General features: G+C 44.8%; 19 protein-coding genes. 8 read left to right on the top strand and 11 right to left on the bottom strand.

Annotated elements, in window-relative coordinates:
• Window positions 1–81: 81 nt before the first annotated feature.
• Genes KJB35_RS02665 through KJB35_RS02655 form a run of 3 tightly spaced genes read right to left on the bottom strand, consistent with a single transcriptional unit; the run spans window position 82 to window position 2,137 of the window.
• Window positions 82–912, bottom strand: coding sequence for a membrane protein (locus KJB35_RS02665; protein ID WP_017633815.1), 831 nt, complete (start codon window positions 910–912; stop codon window positions 82–84).
• Entirely contained in the window at window positions 912–1,769 is an 858-nt protein-coding gene (locus tag KJB35_RS02660; RefSeq protein WP_005383221.1) for an ABC transporter ATP-binding protein, read from the bottom strand. Before KJB35_RS02660 ends, KJB35_RS02665 begins: the two co-directional genes overlap by 1 nt.
• Window positions 1,766–2,137 (bottom strand): GntR family transcriptional regulator, encoded by a 372-nt coding sequence (locus KJB35_RS02655; RefSeq protein ID WP_005374444.1) that lies wholly within the window; start codon window positions 2,135–2,137, stop codon window positions 1,766–1,768. The genes KJB35_RS02660 and KJB35_RS02655 overlap by 4 nt, the downstream gene beginning before the upstream one ends.
• Before the next feature lie 413 nt (window positions 2,138–2,550).
• On the opposite strand from KJB35_RS02655, the gene gltS reads away from it, so the two are divergent.
• Complete coding sequence (gene gltS / locus KJB35_RS02650; protein WP_025768732.1) at window positions 2,551–3,777, top strand: sodium/glutamate symporter; 1,227 nt, start codon at window positions 2,551–2,553, stop codon at window positions 3,775–3,777.
• Window positions 3,778–3,931: 154 nt separating this feature from the next.
• Window positions 3,932–4,798 (top strand): hypothetical protein, encoded by an 867-nt coding sequence (locus KJB35_RS02645; RefSeq protein ID WP_005374442.1) that lies wholly within the window; start codon window positions 3,932–3,934, stop codon window positions 4,796–4,798.
• A gap of 90 nt (window positions 4,799–4,888) precedes the next feature.
• On the opposite strand, the gene nagB is transcribed toward KJB35_RS02645, so the two are convergent.
• On the bottom strand, window positions 4,889–5,689 hold the full coding sequence (nagB, locus tag KJB35_RS02640) for a glucosamine-6-phosphate deaminase (protein WP_005374441.1): 801 nt from the start codon (window positions 5,687–5,689) through the stop codon (window positions 4,889–4,891).
• A gap of 374 nt (window positions 5,690–6,063) precedes the next feature.
• Between nagB and KJB35_RS02635 the strand changes: the two genes are divergently transcribed.
• Window positions 6,064–6,315 carry a DUF3081 domain-containing protein gene (locus tag KJB35_RS02635; protein ID WP_005374440.1) on the top strand — a complete coding sequence of 84 codons (252 nt, stop codon included), beginning with the start codon at window positions 6,064–6,066 and terminating at the stop codon, window positions 6,313–6,315.
• Window positions 6,316–6,462: 147 nt separating this feature from the next.
• Here the strand turns inward: KJB35_RS02635 and KJB35_RS02630 are convergent, their stop codons facing one another.
• Window positions 6,463–6,816: a DUF413 domain-containing protein gene (locus KJB35_RS02630; protein ID WP_005374439.1), complete on the bottom strand. Its 354-nt coding sequence runs from the start codon at window positions 6,814–6,816 to the stop codon at window positions 6,463–6,465.
• Window positions 6,817–6,965: 149 nt separating this feature from the next.
• On the opposite strand from KJB35_RS02630, the gene KJB35_RS02625 reads away from it, so the two are divergent.
• Window positions 6,966–7,859, top strand: a complete 894-nt coding sequence (locus KJB35_RS02625; RefSeq protein WP_005374436.1) for a LysR family transcriptional regulator — start codon at window positions 6,966–6,968, stop codon at window positions 7,857–7,859.
• A gap of 81 nt (window positions 7,860–7,940) precedes the next feature.
• Here KJB35_RS02625 and KJB35_RS02620 read toward each other — a convergent pair whose 3' ends face one another.
• The 3 genes from KJB35_RS02620 to KJB35_RS02610 form a co-directional block, all read right to left on the bottom strand.
• The gene (locus KJB35_RS02620) at window positions 7,941–8,636 is read right to left on the bottom strand and encodes a pirin family protein (protein ID WP_203345515.1); all 696 of its coding nucleotides are present in this window, start codon (window positions 8,634–8,636) and stop codon (window positions 7,941–7,943) included.
• Between the two features lie 9 nt (window positions 8,637–8,645).
• Window positions 8,646–9,089 carry a DoxX family protein gene (locus tag KJB35_RS02615; RefSeq protein WP_005374434.1) on the bottom strand — a complete coding sequence of 148 codons (444 nt, stop codon included), beginning with the start codon at window positions 9,087–9,089 and terminating at the stop codon, window positions 8,646–8,648.
• A 322-nt stretch (window positions 9,090–9,411) separates the two neighbouring features.
• On the bottom strand, window positions 9,412–9,615 hold the full coding sequence (locus KJB35_RS02610; RefSeq protein ID WP_017633816.1) for a hypothetical protein: 204 nt from the start codon (window positions 9,613–9,615) through the stop codon (window positions 9,412–9,414).
• Window positions 9,616–9,809: 194 nt separating this feature from the next.
• Between KJB35_RS02610 and KJB35_RS02605 the strand changes: the two genes are divergently transcribed.
• From KJB35_RS02605 to KJB35_RS02595, 3 genes are all read left to right on the top strand, one after another.
• A complete protein-coding gene (locus KJB35_RS02605; RefSeq protein ID WP_136976769.1) occupies window positions 9,810–11,177 on the top strand; it encodes an AlkA N-terminal domain-containing protein in 1,368 nt (455 codons plus the stop codon).
• Window positions 11,174–11,656, top strand: a complete 483-nt coding sequence (locus KJB35_RS02600) for a methylated-DNA--[protein]-cysteine S-methyltransferase (RefSeq protein ID WP_213900005.1) — start codon at window positions 11,174–11,176, stop codon at window positions 11,654–11,656. Before KJB35_RS02605 ends, KJB35_RS02600 begins: the two co-directional genes overlap by 4 nt.
• A gap of 100 nt (window positions 11,657–11,756) precedes the next feature.
• Window positions 11,757–12,575, top strand: a complete 819-nt coding sequence (locus tag KJB35_RS02595; RefSeq protein WP_064376354.1) for a hypothetical protein — start codon at window positions 11,757–11,759, stop codon at window positions 12,573–12,575.
• Between the two features lie 72 nt (window positions 12,576–12,647).
• On the opposite strand, the gene KJB35_RS02590 is transcribed toward KJB35_RS02595, so the two are convergent.
• Window positions 12,648–13,256 carry a YitT family protein gene (locus KJB35_RS02590; RefSeq protein WP_033907220.1) on the bottom strand — a complete coding sequence of 203 codons (609 nt, stop codon included), beginning with the start codon at window positions 13,254–13,256 and terminating at the stop codon, window positions 12,648–12,650.
• Window positions 13,257–13,457: 201 nt separating this feature from the next.
• Between KJB35_RS02590 and KJB35_RS02585 the strand changes: the two genes are divergently transcribed.
• A complete protein-coding gene (locus KJB35_RS02585) occupies window positions 13,458–13,853 on the top strand; it encodes a GFA family protein (RefSeq protein WP_033907219.1) in 396 nt (131 codons plus the stop codon).
• Window positions 13,854–13,890: 37 nt separating this feature from the next.
• Here KJB35_RS02585 and nhaD read toward each other — a convergent pair whose 3' ends face one another.
• Together nhaD and KJB35_RS02575 are read right to left on the bottom strand one after the other, a co-directional pair.
• Complete coding sequence (gene nhaD / locus KJB35_RS02580) at window positions 13,891–15,321, bottom strand: sodium:proton antiporter NhaD (RefSeq protein WP_005374422.1); 1,431 nt, start codon at window positions 15,319–15,321, stop codon at window positions 13,891–13,893.
• Window positions 15,322–15,741: 420 nt separating this feature from the next.
• Window positions 15,742–16,767, bottom strand: a complete 1,026-nt coding sequence (locus KJB35_RS02575) for an acyltransferase (RefSeq protein WP_213885271.1) — start codon at window positions 16,765–16,767, stop codon at window positions 15,742–15,744.
• Between the last annotated feature and the right edge of the window lie 157 nt (window positions 16,768–16,924).

The raw sequence follows: 16,924 nt of genomic DNA, 5'->3' as shown, positions 1-16,924 counted from the left end.
AAGGTCGAAATAAAAACGGTCACAACACAGGTTGTGACCGTTTTTTTATGGCTCGATTTTGGCCGTTTATCGGACGACGGATTATTGAATGGTTCGGCTGAACTTGAGGCTAGCTGTCCAACCAAGAATACCAATGAAGGCGTAAATGCCAACGTTTAACCAACCCGCTTGAGGAATGGTATTGAATGGGTTTGGTGTAATAATGGCGTGCAGCGGAAGGTAAAGCACTTCGGAGAAAAAGTGATCTAGCCCGTAGTAACCAAAAAGTGCGATAGGCATCCAACGTAGCGCATAAATGGCGATAAACAAAATGACCAGTGGTGAGTTCACTTTTTGTGAAATAGCCATCGCAGTTAATGCCAGCGGTAACAGCAGAATACCGGCGAACAACATTCTGATTAAAAACTCTCCCCAATGCAGCAGCACGTAACCTAACGAGGCTTGGCGGTACAATAAAGCCAATTGGTGATCAGTAGAGATGTTCAGCAACCACAACATTAAATTTGCAGCGAGTACGAGCACCGAGCAGACGAGCGGAATCACCAATAAGCCAAACCCTAGCTTCACTAAATGGGTTTTTATGTCACTGACAGGCATACTGCGCCAAAACATAATGCTGCCTTCCGCCCGTTCTTTGCGTAGCGTTCTTGGGAAGTACTGAACGGCTAACAAGATAGACAGCAGCCCTGCTCCTCCGGTAATCAACATATTGACGTCATCACCAAGCTCTCTGTGAATGTCACTGACATCGCCACCAAAGCTCATTTGGAAAAACATATTGTGTTGTAGAGTATCGTTACTCATTAAACTCACAAAGAGAATAACTCCACACGCCAACACAAACAGTGGAATACGTAAAACAAGAGGGTTTTCTAACCACTCTTTTTGCAACATCGCGACAACTGAACGCATTACGCTGCCTCCTTCTGCAATGCTAAAAATAGATCCGCTAACTTCACCCCATGGATGGAACCCATTGTTTCTGCTTGTTGGGCATACTGGGCTTTGAGTAACCATTTCGTTGAACCGAGGCCTTTTTGTGACGAGAGTGGGTTCATCGCTTCAATTTGTGTGCGGTGCTCGTCGTTGGCTTCAAGAATGAAATAGTCTTCACTGATACTGTCCATCGAGGTTTGCAGAACGGGGCGACCATGCTTAAGAATCAGAACATCTGTCAGCAAGTGCTCAATCTCTGATACTTCATGACTGGCGATGATCAACACGCGCTCGCCGTCGTGAAACCATTCCAATAAGTGACGATAAAACGTCTCGCGATACACGAGATCTAACCCGAGTGTCGGTTCATCCAATATGAGGATTTGGGTGTTGGTCGCGATCACAATCGCGAGGTGTAATTGCACCTTCATCCCTTTGGATAAAGATTTGATACGCGCACGAGGTTTGATGTCCGTTTGACGAAGTAGCGTATCTGCTTGGGCGCGATTGAACCCTGGATGCACGCCCTCGGTATAGTTAAGCAGTTGAGCAACGGTCATCCAATCTGGCAGAACGTTGACATCCGAGATGTAGGATAAGCTCTGCATTATCTTGTCGCGTTGCATAATAGGTTCAAATCCGTTGATACGAATAGTGCCCTGATATTCATGTGCACCGAGTAGGGCATTAATAAGCGTTGATTTACCTGCGCCATTATGGCCGAGTAAGCCAAGTACTTGTCCTGCATGTAGGTCGAAACTCACTTCATGCAGTGCTTCTCCTTGTTGCTGATATTGCTTGGAGACGTTGTTTACACTGACTAATGCGCTCATTGGTCACCTTTCAAGTGTGGTTTTAGTTGTTGAATGAATTCGTCGAGTGACATATCCAGACGCTGTATTGTGTCGGCTATCTGCGGAATTTGTTGCTGAAGAAAACGTGCCTTCTCGTCTGCGAGTAATTTGAGCTTTGCTCCTGAAGCGACAAACATACCTTGACCGCGTTTTTTCTCCACTAGCCCGTCATCAACAAGCAATTGATAGCCTTTCATAACGGTGAGGTGGTTAATTTTCATATCTGCAGAGATGCTACGGACGGAGGGCAGAGCATCGCCTTCTTGCCAGACACCTTGCAGTATTTGCTGCGTGATCTGGTCTGCCAACTGTCGAAATATCGGTTGGCGATCATGCCAATTAGTCATGAGTGAATCTCTTGGTTGAGATGGTGTTATATATATGTATAACACCTAGTGCGTTAGAGAGAAAGTAATAATTTAAAACCTAGTGTATCCGCCTGTCTTATTCGCTCTAAATATCCACCTATGTGGTCGTTGTTTTGAGGTTTTGTTTTATATGGAAATTAATTGCTTCTCATAAGTTGAGAAGTGTTGTTTTTCTCTTCCCATCAATACACTTATCGCCTGTTCTAAATGAATATTCTCACTGAATGATAATTAGCATAATTTTAGGTCTGCCTATTTCTTACTTGATGAGAATTGATGGTCAAAGAGGCCTAGAAAACAAAAGTTTCGAGAGGCAATCTGACTGGCTTAGGCACCTATCTCACGTTGAGCGCGTGCTCAATGAATGAGAAAGAGTAGAGTAAAGAGGTCTCATGAATCAGGTAATATCTATCGGCCCACAGGAGTCGTTCCTCGTCGCAATTTGCGTGTTGTTTTTAGGGCAGTTCATCAATACCAAGTTACCAACCTTAAAAAAATTTAATATTCCAGAGCCAATTGTTGGTGGTCTAGTGGTCGCTTGCGTAATCACGACGATGCACTTAAACGGTGTGGATGTTTCCTTTGATTTACCACTGCAAAACGTCTTTATGCTGATGTTTTTTGCAACCGTTGGCTTAGCGGCAAATTACACCCAACTGATTAAAGGCGGTGCGAAGGTTTTCATCTTCCTAGTTGTGGCATCGGTCTACATTCTTATCCAAAATGCGGTCGGCGTGTCCTTAGCAACAGCGTTGGGGTTAGATCCACTCATGGGGTTGATCGCCGGATCCATTACGCTTTCTGGCGGACATGGAACTGGAGCTGCGTGGTCGCAAACTTTTCAAGAAATGTATGGTTTGCATAATGTTCTAGAGGTGGCAATGGCTTCTGCTACATTTGGCTTGGTGATGGGCGGGATTATTGGCAGCCCTGTTGCACAAAAGCTACTAAACAAACACAACTTGGAATCGGAATACGGACGCACCAATCAAAGTCATCAGAGTTTCCCTGAACTGGTGACGTACAACGAACATGAGGAAGATCGTGTCACAGCGAAAAGAGTCGTTGAAAGCTTGTCCATCATTCTACTTTGCGTGACAGGCGCGAAGTATCTGGAGAGTTGGGTAAGCAGTTTTGACATCAAGTGGTTAATGATTCCCGATTTTGTGTATGCGCTGTTTATTGGTGTTGTTATCACTAACATCATGGAAGTGACGAAGGCGCGCAAGGTTGATTTAGAAACCGTTGATATTCTTGGCACGGTTGCACTATCTCTATTTCTTGCCATGGCCTTGATGAGTTTGAAATTGTGGAATATTTTCGATCTTGCGATCCCATTCCTTATTATTCTTGCTATTCAGTCGGCAGTGTTGGCGATGTTCACTTACTACGTAACATTCCGCATGATGGGAGGCAACTACGATGCGGCGGTGATCGCTAGCGGACACTGCGGTTTTGGGTTAGGTGCTACACCGACTGCGGTCATGAATATGGGCTCCATCGTGAGTCGATATGGCCCATCACCACAAGCATTTATGGTGGTTCCAATTGTCGGTGCATTCTTCATCGACATTGTGAATTTAGTGATTTTGCAAGGATGCATCGCTTTTATTAAATAACATTCGCTTTTTTACCGAAATAACAAAGCCAGCACCTATACGCTGGCTTTGCTATTTGTAACACGAAATCTTGTTTGCCTGACTTCAAGCCGTGAAATCAATGCGTTACTATGACGATATAGTGTTCAATTTTGCAGCAGCATGAGGTACCCACATGTCTGAAAAAATATCGACGTCGGCATTAGCGAAAATGCGCAAGGTAGAAGCTAAGCTGCTGTTTGCCGATCTCAAACGTGCAGGCTACATCGTTCGCCAAGATGAAAAGTGGATTTTGACCGAAGAAGGGGCAAAGTTTGGCGGTGAGTATGTGGATCACCCTAAATTTGGCCAGTTCATCGTCTGGCCGACCAACTTACATATTGAGCTGACTCCCAGCTCAGGGAAAACATTGAGCGCGACACAACTGGGTGAAAAGCTGAAATTGAATGCGAAGCGCATGAACCAGCTTTTGAGTGAACTGGGTTGGTTGACCAAATCCGAAGAGGGATGGAGTGTCACAGAAGCTGGTGTGCGCGCTGGTGGGCAGCAAAGAACCGATAAAGAAACACAAAATACCTTTGTCGTATGGCACGATGTGGTGCTGCGTAACAAGCGTCTTAAGCAGTCTGTCATTGAGTTTTTAGGGCAAGACGCGGAGTCACATTCTACGGATAAATCGTACTCAAGCTTTCGCCAAAAATTTGAAGCCAAGCACCGAACATTAGATGGGCATTACGTACGCTCTAAGGGTGAGTTGCTCATTGACAACTGGCTGTACTTGGCTGGTGTAGTGCACGCTTATGAGCGTCAGCTGCCGATTGACCAAGATGTCACTAGCGATTTTTACTTACCAGGCGGTAAAGTCTATTTGCAATTTTGGGGAAGTGACGATGGGGAGATGGCTCAGGCCGACCGTGAGACCATTCGTACTGTTTATGAGCAGCATCATTTCAACCTTATCGAAGTCGAACCAAGTGAACTAGACAAGTTGGATGAAGTGCTTCCTAAGCGTCTTCGTCAGTTTGGTATTAAAGCTTATTGACGACTTAAGCCCGCTGTTCAGATAAGAAAAAACCCGTGTTCAACACGGGTTTTGTATTTTTAGTGTATTTCTAGGCTGCCATCCTATGGGTTAAAAGCCTTTGATGTTTTCTGCTTCTAGCTCAGAGAAGTACTTCACTGTCTTCACTTTCAGTTCTTGTTGAGCTGGTTCGTCGCATACGATCACCGCTTTAGGGTGAAGTTGAAGAGCAGAAACTGTCCATAGGTGGTTTACACAACCTTCCACGGCTGCTTCAAGTGCCTGAGCTTTGTTATGGCCAGTGACCAAGATCATCACTTCTTCTGAGTCTAGAAGCGTACCAACACCGATAGTCAGCGCGTATTTAGGCACTTGGTTGATATCGCCGTCAAAGAAGCGAGAGTTCGCAATGCGAGTGTCTTCAGTGAGGGTCTTGATGCGAGTACGAGAAGAAAGAGATGACGCTGGCTCGTTGAACGCGATGTGACCGTCGTTACCCACGCCGCCCATGAACAGGTTGATCTTGCCGTAAGACTTAATTTTGTCTTCGTAACGCTTACATTCTGCGTCGTGATCGTCTGTGTTACCGTTCAGTAGGTTGATATTTTCTTCTTGAATATCAATGTGATTAAAGAAGTTGTTGTACATGAACGAGCGGTAAGATTCTGGGTGATCCGCAGGGATGCCAATGTACTCATCCATGTTAAAAGTCACGACGTTTTTGAAGCTGACTTCGCCGGCTTGGTAAAGCTCGATTAGGGCTTTGTAGGTTGCTAGAGGAGTGCCACCAGTTGGTAGACCCAGAACGAATGGACGCTCAGCAGTAGGTTTAAAGTCGTTGATACGCTTAGCGATATGCGCAGCTGCCCACTTACCTACTTGTGCTGCTCGAGTTAACGGGATAAGTCTCATTTTGTGCCCCTAGTTATTGGAATTGACGATGTACTGAAACATTAATTCGCATTATAAAATAAGTAATGGCGAACTGCTATTGTTTTAGGTCAAAATTTTGCTTTTTCTTTAACCAATGTTGGTTTTGTCGACGATTTTTATATCTAAATGCTTTTATAAGACGATTTTTTACAAAGAAATTGCATTATGAAACTGACGAATCAATAGATAAAATTTATGATCTAAATTAAGTTCTGACTTCGCACTTAACCTTGTTTTTTAATAACCTACAGAGTGCGAAATCGCACACGAACTTCAAATATTATGGGTTAGATATGGCATGGCGCTCATTCTTTAACCATAATTGAAATGTGTAAACCAGTGAGGAATTCGGTATGAAAAATGAGTTAGATCCGAGCAAAGTACTACAGGCTTACGAATGTGTGATGAACAACGGTACGCCAACCGAATTTGGTAAAATGTATGAAGGTGTAGAAGCGTTTTCTGACTACGATGGGTACAACGTTTTCTTGAGAGGGAATGGTGTTGAGCTAAAAATTGGCTTCCACAACACCTATCACTTGGAATATGACCAAGAGCATTTGAAAGAGAGCTTTCTGAAAAAGATTGCGACGCTCGCCAAGTAAACGGTTATCACCCAAATATTAAAAAAGCCCTTGGGAGAATGCCCCCTTGGGCTTTAGGAGAAGAAATGAGCTTGTCTTGCTCGCTCAGTAAAGTCAAACGAGCTTTCGCCTACTGCTAGAAAAAGGCGAGAACTAGGTTATTGGTTATTAATCGTCTTCAACCAAACTCTCTTCAATGTATTCTTCTGTGGCGTCAGGCTTGTTACGACCATTTAGCGTATGGAAGCGCTTGCGACCACGAGCAAGTTGGGTGTACTTTAGCCACGTACGCTCAAGTTTTGTTTTTGCTTTGCCCGGGTTTTCTAACACCTTGATGAAGTGTTTCTCTTCGCTGTTTTCAGGTGTTAATTCGCCTGACTCTAAGCCAAGCATTGTATCCCCATAAATTGTTAGGATTTCCTCTTCTGAAAGAGTAAAATCGCCAGACTTTGCAAAGCCGCGTGGGAATTTTACGTTATCGTAAAAACGTTTTTTGCCATGACGGAATTCAGTGTCAGACATGTCAACAGCCTCTGTAACCGTTATTGATGAATGTAGTGAACTTACGGCGAAAATTAGGCTTAAATCTAACAAAAGAAAAACAAAACTTTTTTGTCGTCATGATTTTAATTAGTTGTTAATCTGGTTTTATATTAACCAGGAGATGGTTTATGGATGTAAAAGTCTTTCGAACATTTTTAGAGCTGGCAAGAGTTCGTCACTTCGGACGTGCTGCTGAGAACCTTTATATTACCCAAGCCGCTGTGAGCGCACGTATCAAACAATTGGAAAGTTACTTCGATACGCAATTGTTTATTCGTGATCGAAATAACATAAAGTTGACCTCTGCAGGTGAGCGCTTAATCAGCTATGCCGAGGTAATGGTCACTACATTGCAACAAGCGAAGCTAGAATTATCGCTTGAAGATGGCAAAGCGCTGCAACTAACGTTAGGTGGCACGCCAAACATTTGGGACGCTTATTTACAGAATTGTTTAAGTGTCGTCACAGATTCGTTTGGTGGTTATGGCTTCATGGCAGAAGTGATGGGACGTGAGATGCTCAGTCGTAGCTTGCTAGAGCGCACGTTAGATATGGCATTTGCGTTCGATCAGATCAAAGCTGATGAGCTTAACTGTAAAAAAGTGGCGGATGTTGTTCTCGTTCTGGTATCAACTGAGAAAGATTCTTTAGACACCGTTTTCGAAAACAAATATGTGTACGTTGACTGGGGGACGCGTTTCTCCTCAGAGCATTCTGAACGTCACCCTAAGATTCCGGCTCCATATTTACGCACTTCAACAGCGCGTATCGCATTGGACTTTATTTTAGAGAAGGGTGGAGCCGCGTACTTACCAATCTCTCTCGTGGAGCCATTTATCGCTAATGGGCAGCTTCACAAGGTGTCTGGAGTAGAAGATTGGTGTCGCCCTATCTATTTGAGCTATCGTAAAGCTAGCTCGTCTGTAGACGCGATTAAGCAAGTGGAAGAAATTGTCAAAGAGATCGATCCACTGACCGCTTACAGTTTTCAGCAAATTGGTTCTGGCACTTCCGACGAATAGCGTTGAATGAAAAGTCAGAAAAACGAAAAAGCCGCCTTGAGAAATCAAGGCGGCTTTGTTTTTATCTCGATGAATCGATAGTTATGGTAAGTCAAACAACAGGGCTGTTGTGCTTTCGTTTGATGTATTGCGCAAAACAACCTTACTCTGGTGTTCAATCTTCGCGCCGTCGTCAGCCGTCAAAGTGGTATTGTCGACACTAAGGCTCCCAGTCACTTGATGGATGAATAGATTTCGGCCCGACTCAATCTCAAAGTTTAGTTCGCTACTTGGCTCAAGAATTAACTGATGCAAAGTCGCATCTTGCTTAATAAGTAGCGTGCCGTTTTCTCCAGTTGGAGTTGCGATAGTCGTTAACCCAGGATTGCGACCAAAATCTTTTTGCTGATAACCTGGTTTGGTTCCAAATGTGTTCGGTTGAATCCAAATCTGTAGAAACCGCAGCGTATCTTGGTTCGATGCATTGTACTCACTGTGGTAAATCCCTTTCCCTGCCGACATGAGTTGGAATTCACCTGCAGGTAGTGTTTTGACGTTACCTTCACTGTCTTTGTGTGCGATAACACCTTCCAACACATAGCTGATGATCTCCATATCACGGTGGCCATGTGTATCAAAACCCGCGCCAGGCTTGACTACATCGTCATTAATGACTCTCAGCTCGGAAAAGCCCATTTGTTGAGGATCGTAGTAGCTACCAAAAGAAAACGTATGTTTGCTATCAAGCCAGCCAAAGTTTGCTCGACCTCGGTCTGCTGCATGTCTTACCGTAATCATAAGGCCTCCTTAAGAGAGCTTTTTGTTTAAAAAGTTATCTAACGCTGCTTTACCTGCGCCAGAGAACGCCAGAGAAACGCTTGCTGCCAGTAATGCTAAGCCAAACTCGTAACCGTTGTTTGCCATGAATAGGCCATTTTCAAAGTGGACAGAGAATATCGCTACCACCATCGTGAACGCCAAAGCAACCGCTGCTGGTCGAGTTAGCAGACCAAGTAAAATGAACAAGCCGCCAAAGAACTCTGCGCTGCCCGCAAGTAACGCCATGAGTACGCCAGGACCTAAACCGATAGATGCCATCCACTGACCTGTGCCTTCTAGGCCGTAGCCACCAAACCAGCCAAATAGTTTTTGTGCGCCGTGCGCCATAAAGATAATGCCGATTGGAACGCGAAGTGATAGTGCGCTGTAACCTGCGTTTGATGTGGTAATTTTCTGTAATAGTGCTTTCATGATTCTGTCCTCTGACTCTTTTCAATGAGTGGGAAGCGTGTGCTCCCGTGCTGTTGAGAACAGTTTAGTTAGAGGCGAGCATAAAAATAACGGGAGGATTTTGATAAACTCGTTCTAAAAAATTGAATGATTGGTTTTTATTTAAATCAATGTCTTGATTTTTATATTCGGGTGTTTATTTGCCGATTATTGTCTGTTTTAAATCAAGGTCTGTCATTATTTTCGATAAACATTTTTGCTGTTAAACAAAAAAAAGAGCACATGTACTGTGCTCTATTGCTTTCGCTTTTAACAAGGGAGAAAGGTGTGTTAAAGAAAACCGTCAGAGGTTCATTAAGCTCTCTAATGACTCCTCTACATTGTTGTAGTGATAAGTTCGAATATTACGTCCATCCGTCGCATTAATCTGAATTTCTGAGATCTCGTTATCTGAGTCTCTTTCGATAATTCCAATAGAATGATCTACGGATTTACTGGTAATAACCTTTTGGTTTCTTAATACAATTACGCAAGTATGTAAGTCCATGCCAATTCCCTTTAGCCGACGTTGTTGTGATGTTCTGGATCTAACTTTAGTGTACAAAAGCGCTAATGCCAATAAATCTCAATATTGAGTTCCGAAAGTGGCTAATTGTGGGCGCTTAAGCAAGCTACAATAACACTATATTGAACGATGCCTATGAACAATAAATGACAAAAGGCATGAGCAAGGAAAGCACTATGTTTATTCACCCCTATACCTCACTGACCTTCGAGCAGTGTCACAAGGCGCGAGTCGCGCGAGACAGTCGTTTTGATGGGCGATTTTATGTGGCGGTAAAAACAACGGGAATCTTTTGTCGTCCGATTTGCCCGGCAAATTTGCCTAAAGAAGAAAATGTTGAGTATTTCGCTGATAAGACGCAAGCCCTTCAAGCAGGGTACCGTCCGTGTTTACGCTGTCGACCTGACAGCGCGCCTGGATCTTGGGCATGGAAAGGTGTCGAGACGACCTTTCAACGAGCGATTTCGTTAATTGATAGAGGGGAGTTGCATCACCATTCGGTGTCTGAGTTGGCTGAGCGTGTTGGGATTTCTGACCGTTACTTACGTATGTTGTTTGAGCAGTATCTAGGTATGTCACCCAAGCAGTATGCGCAATATCAGCAACTAATGTTCGCCAAACAGTTGCTTCACTCCAGCTCTATGTCGGTCACCGACGTGGGGTTTGCGTCAGGTTTTAACAGTACGCGCCGCTTTAACGATGCTTTTCAAAAGTTTCTCAAACTAACGCCTTCTCAAGTACGCCGTAAAGAGTTTGATGGTGCGGGTTGCAATCGAATTGCCTTACCTTATCGAGGTGAGTTGAATTGGTCGCACATGTTGGACTTCTATCGTTTACGAGCGGTTGAGGGGGTCGAGCAGGTGAGGGATGAGAGTTATCAGCGCAACGTTTTTTTGGATAACAGCAAAGCCTGGTTTAAAGCGACAAAAGGTGAAGGATACTTAGAACTGGCGTTTGAAATTGAAGACGTAACGAAGCTGCAAAACTTGGTGTCTGACATTCGTCGTATGTTCGATCTTGACGCTGATATTTGTACTGTTGAGCAGCATTTGGAGTATGTTGCGCCTGGGCTCGTGTCGAGTAAAGGTATTCGTATTCCTGGTGTATGGAGTGCATGGGAAGCAGGGGTTAGAGCGATTTTAGGCCAGCAAGTGTCGGTTAAAGCTGCGATTGGTCAACTTAACTTATTGGTGGCCACACTTAGTGGAGAGTCAGAAAAACGTTTTTTCCCGACTCCCAGTGATATTGCGAACGCCGACGTGAGCTTTTTGCGCATGCCGCAAAGCCGTAAAGAGACGCTAGTGCGCTTCGCCCAGTTTATGCAGGACAACTCAGAAGCTGACCCCCAACAGTGGCTAGCTTTGAAAGGCATTGGACCTTGGACTGTCAGTTATGCTCAACTGCGAGGGCAATCTCAACCCGATTGCTTTCTAGATAAAGACTTAGTGGTGAAAAAGGCGATGCAGCGTTACCCATCACTGAATACGCACACTGCGGCCCCTTGGGGAAGCTACGCGACGTTTCACTTATGGAATCAATCATGAAAACATTTTATACCGAAATGCCGAGTCCACTAGGAACGGTGACTATCCAATCGAACGCTGAGGGCTTACTTGGCATTTGGTTTGAAACATGCACCACTAAGCCGAGTGAGCTGGGGGTGCGAGACGAGCAGTATCCGGTCTTGCGCCAAGCTGTCACCCAACTGGATGAATACTTTGCTGGTCTGCGCAACGAATTCGACTTGCCCCTTGCAGCGACAGGCACTGATTTTCAAAATCAAGTTTGGCAGGCACTAACGACCATTCCATATGGGGAAACGTGGAGCTATCAAGATCTCGCGAATGCGATAGGTAACCCTAAAGCTGTGCGTGCTGTTGGGTTAGCAAACGGGAAGAATCCGATTTCTATCGTGGTACCTTGTCATCGCGTTATTGGCAAAAGCGGAAAACTGACTGGGTATGCAGGTGGAGTGGAGCGCAAGCAACGTTTGCTCGCGCTGGAGCAAGGTACACCGCTTTAAGTGAGGCGATTCTCATATTGGGATTAAGCGTGCTACACAGGGGTAACGATAGTGTAGAGTTTCATATTCGTTATACGAATAGAAAAAGGACAATAAGGACATGCCTTTCAAAACGGATTTTGATGCCTTCATGAGTGAGTGTTGGCAGCATCACGAGGAAAATCCCGAACAAGTTTATGCTCAGCTAGAAACGGCTCTGAGCGAGGTGGAAGACGTTACCCAAATCGAGCGAATATTCGCATTGATGCTGCATACCGCTATTGGGCATCTCCAGTGCCCAGAACAGTTTCTTACTTGTTTAGAGCACTTTGATGAACGCAAGGTTGCTGAGAGTTTGGCATTTCAACGCAGTATTGCCGTTGCGCGCTATTTCGTAGATGGCACTGACAATATGGAATTATTGGAAGAGCAAGAACAACGCCGAGTTTACGCTTTGATTTCGAATGAACTTTCTGCACTTGCTCAGCTTGAACTGGCGAGTCAATGGTTGGTGAAAGCAGCGTTAGGAATGACGCCGAACGATGCAGAAGGGCCATTAGCGCGCGCTATAGCGATCACTGCAAACAACTTAGCATGTCAGTACGAAGCGCTGGCTGAGCGCACGTCCATGGAAAAATCGAAGATGTTAGAAGCAGCAACACTCGCGCTAGACTATTGGAAAGTGGCTGGGGGTTGGATGCAAGAAGAGCGCGCAGAGTATCGCTTAGCGATGAGCTTGCTTAAAGCGGATAAACCGCAAGAAGCCAAAGTGCATGCTGAGCGCTGTGAAGATATTTGTCAGCAACATGGTAGCGACGCGCTTGAGCTGTTCCACGCACATGACTTGCTGATGCAAGTACACTTCCATCTTAGCCAGAAATATAAAGCTAAATTGGATGAAGAGATGCAGCAGCACTGCAAAACGAGCTCGTTGACGTGATCTTAGCGTTGAATGAAAAAAGCCCCGAGCGACTGGCTGGGGGCTTTAGGGTTGTTGACTATGCAGCGATGATTATGCTGCTTGCGCTTTTGCTTGGTATCGTCCTGGTTTATGGTTCATCGCCAAAATCAAGTTCGTAGCGATGGCACCTAGAACAGATAGAGCGATAAGGTGCACATCTACAATCAACAGTGACATCACCACGATGGCACAATCTAACGCCATTTGAACTTTACCCGCTCGAACTCCAAAACGTTCCTGAAGGTACAACGCTAGAATGTTAAAGCCACCCAAACTCATTTTGTGACGGAAAATTACCAACATACCGATTCCAATCAGCCCACCACCCAAAAGTGCCGCATAGAAAGGTTCGATTCGTGAAATCTCAATCACATGATGCAGATGATCGACCGCAAAAGAGACAATCGAAACCGCAATAAAGGTATTGATAGTGAAGCGCCAACCCATGCGCATCACAGATAAAATATAAAAAGGGAGGTTAAGAGCGAAAAATATCTGACCAAAACTGAAGTCACTCACTTTGGTTAGGAAGATCGCCAAACCAGCCGTACCGCCAGTGAGCAATCCTACTTTGCTAAAAAATATCACCCCAAGTGACACCAACGCACTGCCGAGCGTCAGAGCCAAGAGGTTCTCTCTTAGGCTATGATCTTTGTCCATAAATTTATTTCCTTGGTTTAAAAACCGCGCCGGAGATAACACGTCTCACGGACGCGATAGACAATCGCCAAAATAGCAACTAACAAATCGGCCAATAAAATGTCGCGAAAAGTGATGGATGTCGAGTTTTTGGACGAGATTATGATGATATTAACCTGTTTAACATAATGTACACAGATAGAAAAACAACAAGGAAAAGTTATGATTAAGAAAGTTGGCAACACCCAAATCAGCACATTACATCGACTGAGTTGTCACTGTGGAAAAGTTGAGCTGGAACTGGCGTTACCCAATGGTATTGAGAAGCCGAGACGGTGTGACTGTTCTATGTGTCGACGTCGTGGCGCGATTGTCGCGTCTGTACCTTTGAACGGTATTCGTATTGTGCAAGGCGAAGAAGTCTTGAAGCAGTATCAATTTAATACACACACTGCGAAGCACTTTTTCTGTGGCGAGTGCGGTATTTATACGCACCATCAGCGTCGTTCTGACCCGAGTGAGTATGGCTATAATGTCGGCTGCTTAGAGGGCGTCAACCCATATGAGTTGGGAGCGATTGAAGTGATGGATGGCGTTAACCATCCATCCGACCGTTAGGTTACATTGCAAGTTAAGTGACTAATTCTAGGTGTTTTTAAGTAAATAAACCGCTATTCATCCACAAGTGTACCGCAATACTGGCGGCATAACCCAAGGCGATGACGGGAGCCCACTTTAGGTGGCCAAAGAAGGTGTATTGTCCACGCGCGGCTCCCATTAAAGCGACGCCTGCCGCGGAGCCAATGGAAAGCAAACTGCCCCCGACACCTGCGGTTAATGTGACGAGTAGCCAGTTGCCCATCGACATGCTTGGTTCCATGGTCAGTACAGCAAACATAACCGGAATGTTATCGACAATTGCAGATAGGACACCAACCATTACGTTTGCCCAGACTGGGTTCCATTGCGTGTACATGACGTTTGAAACCAGTTCGAGGTAGCCAAGTAAACTTAAACCGCCAACACACATCACAACACCGTAGAAGAACAACAAGGTGTCCCATTCGGCTCGAGACACACGATGAAACACATCAAACGGAACCACTGAGCCTAAGCGCTTCAATGCCTGATCATCGCCATTGGCAATTGCCATAGCTGCTTTTTTTGCGAGTGAGTGTTTGAGAGTTTGGCGCAAAAAATATCCGAAAAACTGTAAGTACGCCAAGCCCATCATCATGCCCATAACGGGTGGGAAGTGCAGCACAGCATGGAAAGAGACCGCAGTGGCAATAGTCAGAATGAATAATGCGACAATACGCCTTGCCCCGCGTTTTAGCTCAACGTGTTGGTGAATCGTATTCGGTTTTGTGTTTGGAACAAACAGTGACATCAAAAACGCGGGAACCAAGTAGTTCACCAATGACGGTACAAACAACGGAATGAACTCAGCAAAGCTGACATGACCGGCTTGCCACACCATCAGGGTTGTAATATCCCCAAATGGGCTGAATGCACCGCCAGCGTTGGCTGCGATAACAATGTTGATACAAGCAAGATTGACGAACTTAGGATTATCACCAGAGACTTTCATCACTACAGCGCACATCAATAGGGCCGTAGTTAAGTTATCGGCAATCGGTGAAATGACAAAAGCGAGAAAACCCGTCAGCCAGAACAACTTTTTGAATCCAAAACCTTTACCGACCATCCACGCTTGTAAGGCGTCGAAGAGTTTGCGTTCTTCCATTGCGTTGATGTAGGTCATCGCCACGAGCAAAAACAGCAGCAACTCGGCATATTCCAACAAGTTGTGTTCTAGTGCGGATTTGGCGATTTCAGGCTGGTTGTGTTGAGCAAAGGTGTAGCCAATCAGAATCCAAATTAATCCTGCAGCGAGCAGCACTGGCTTGGATTTTCTCATTTTCAGATACTCTTCCAACATAACCAGTATGTAAGCGATCGAAAAGATAATCAGAGCCGCGTAACCGACACCAGAATTAACAAGGTTCAGTTCATTGGTTGATGCAGCAAAGGTGGCGCTAGAGAACAACAAACAGCAGAAAGCCACAATTGGATAGATTGGCATAGACATTTCTCCTTTGTCTGGTTGGAGAAATATTAGCCACAAATGAATGAGTTAGTTGTGAGAGAGCTCGAATTAACAGTAGGAGTTAGGAAATGATAGTGTGCGCCACTATTTTCTGAGTGACGCAATGCTTGCTGCGCCGAATAAAACCGCAGCGGCATATAAACCGTAAGTTAACCAGTGACTAATCTCTAAAAAAGGAACGAGTCCTTGACCTGCCCACATACAGCCTCCGTTTAATGAGCAATGTTGTAATAGTCGAGCCAATTTAAAGGAAATGAACAATGTTTTTTGTGAGTGAAAGCAAATTCTGAAGGATTAGAAAGTCAAAAATGGGTCAGTGAGAGAGAAATCTCATTTTTAACTGGCTAGCTCTAACCCTTTTGAGTTAAAGCTAGCTATATCTAGAGCTGAATGCATTTAGCGTAGGAGCCATTTTTTCAACGGTGAAGTGTCAATTGCTTTCACAAGCAGTATGGTTGCAACAATCGTTGCAGGATAAATAAACACATCTTTCGCGAGGTGTTGCAGCCCGATAAATCCAGCGACATTCATCATGACAATTATGATAAGCAGATGGCTAACATATATCCCTAACACGCTAGGAGATAGTTTGAAGACCCAAGGCATGTCGCCAAAATGAGGGTGAGCCAAAAGCCACATAAAGACACCTACAGCCCAGATAACGGTACCGAATAGGAAGTCGTGCGAGTTGAAAGCGATGTCATGTTGCATCAGCCAGTAAGCTTCACCAAAATGCAGTGCCATGCCAAGAATAATGCATCGAACCGTATTGTTTCGCGACCACCGCCACTGCACTTCTCGTGCGAAATAACCTAGAGCAACTAGCAACGTGCTGAAAAAAGGCCCGTTACGAGTAAAGAAAGGCGCTGGCAGGTCGGTAATGGTCGCGTAACTGCCAGCAAAGGCACCGTATATGTATAGCAATACTGCGGTTGGCAGTATCAGTTGCGCCATATTGATATGCACGAGAAAGGCAATTAACGCTACGGCAATGACCAGAGCCGGAATAAACCACAGATGAACGAGTCCGCCTTCGATGAGTGAATTGATCGGGGTTGACATTAGGTACCCCCAATAACCTTGCCTTTCGGCGAGATACCCAGCCTCAGCGACCGTCTGCCATTGGAATGGCATCAGTAAACTGATCATGCTCCAAATGAGCCAAACCTTCATTAACGGTTTGGCGTAGTTCTTAAGAGTATCGATAGGTGAATGACTCAACTTCGGCTGGATTAGATAACCCGAGATGAGAAAGAACAGCGGAACAGCAAAACGAGCCAGTTGGTTGAGCATATAGCCAACCCATGGTATCCCATTCCACTGCCAGTACGTCAGTGCCATCTGGCAATGCAAACCCACAATCGCAAGCATCGCAATGATACGTGCAAACTCTAAGCTGGCTATTTTTTGTTTCTTTGCCATTACATTGTTTACCTAAATAAAAAACTTAGGTGAAAATAGCAGGTTGTTACTGAAGTAATACGTGAAAAAGTCAACAGACTTGCGCTTACATTGAAGCTGTTTTGAAAATTAAGACTTACTTCAAACTTCTTAATTATTAACCTATTAACGCAATCAA

The sequence above is a fragment of the Vibrio sp. D431a genome, from assembly GCF_030248655.1.
Lineage (GTDB): Bacteria > Pseudomonadota > Gammaproteobacteria > Enterobacterales > Vibrionaceae > Vibrio > Vibrio alginolyticus.
Note: the sequence above shows the minus strand (reverse complement) of the source record. Positions and strands in the feature narration are given on the sequence as shown.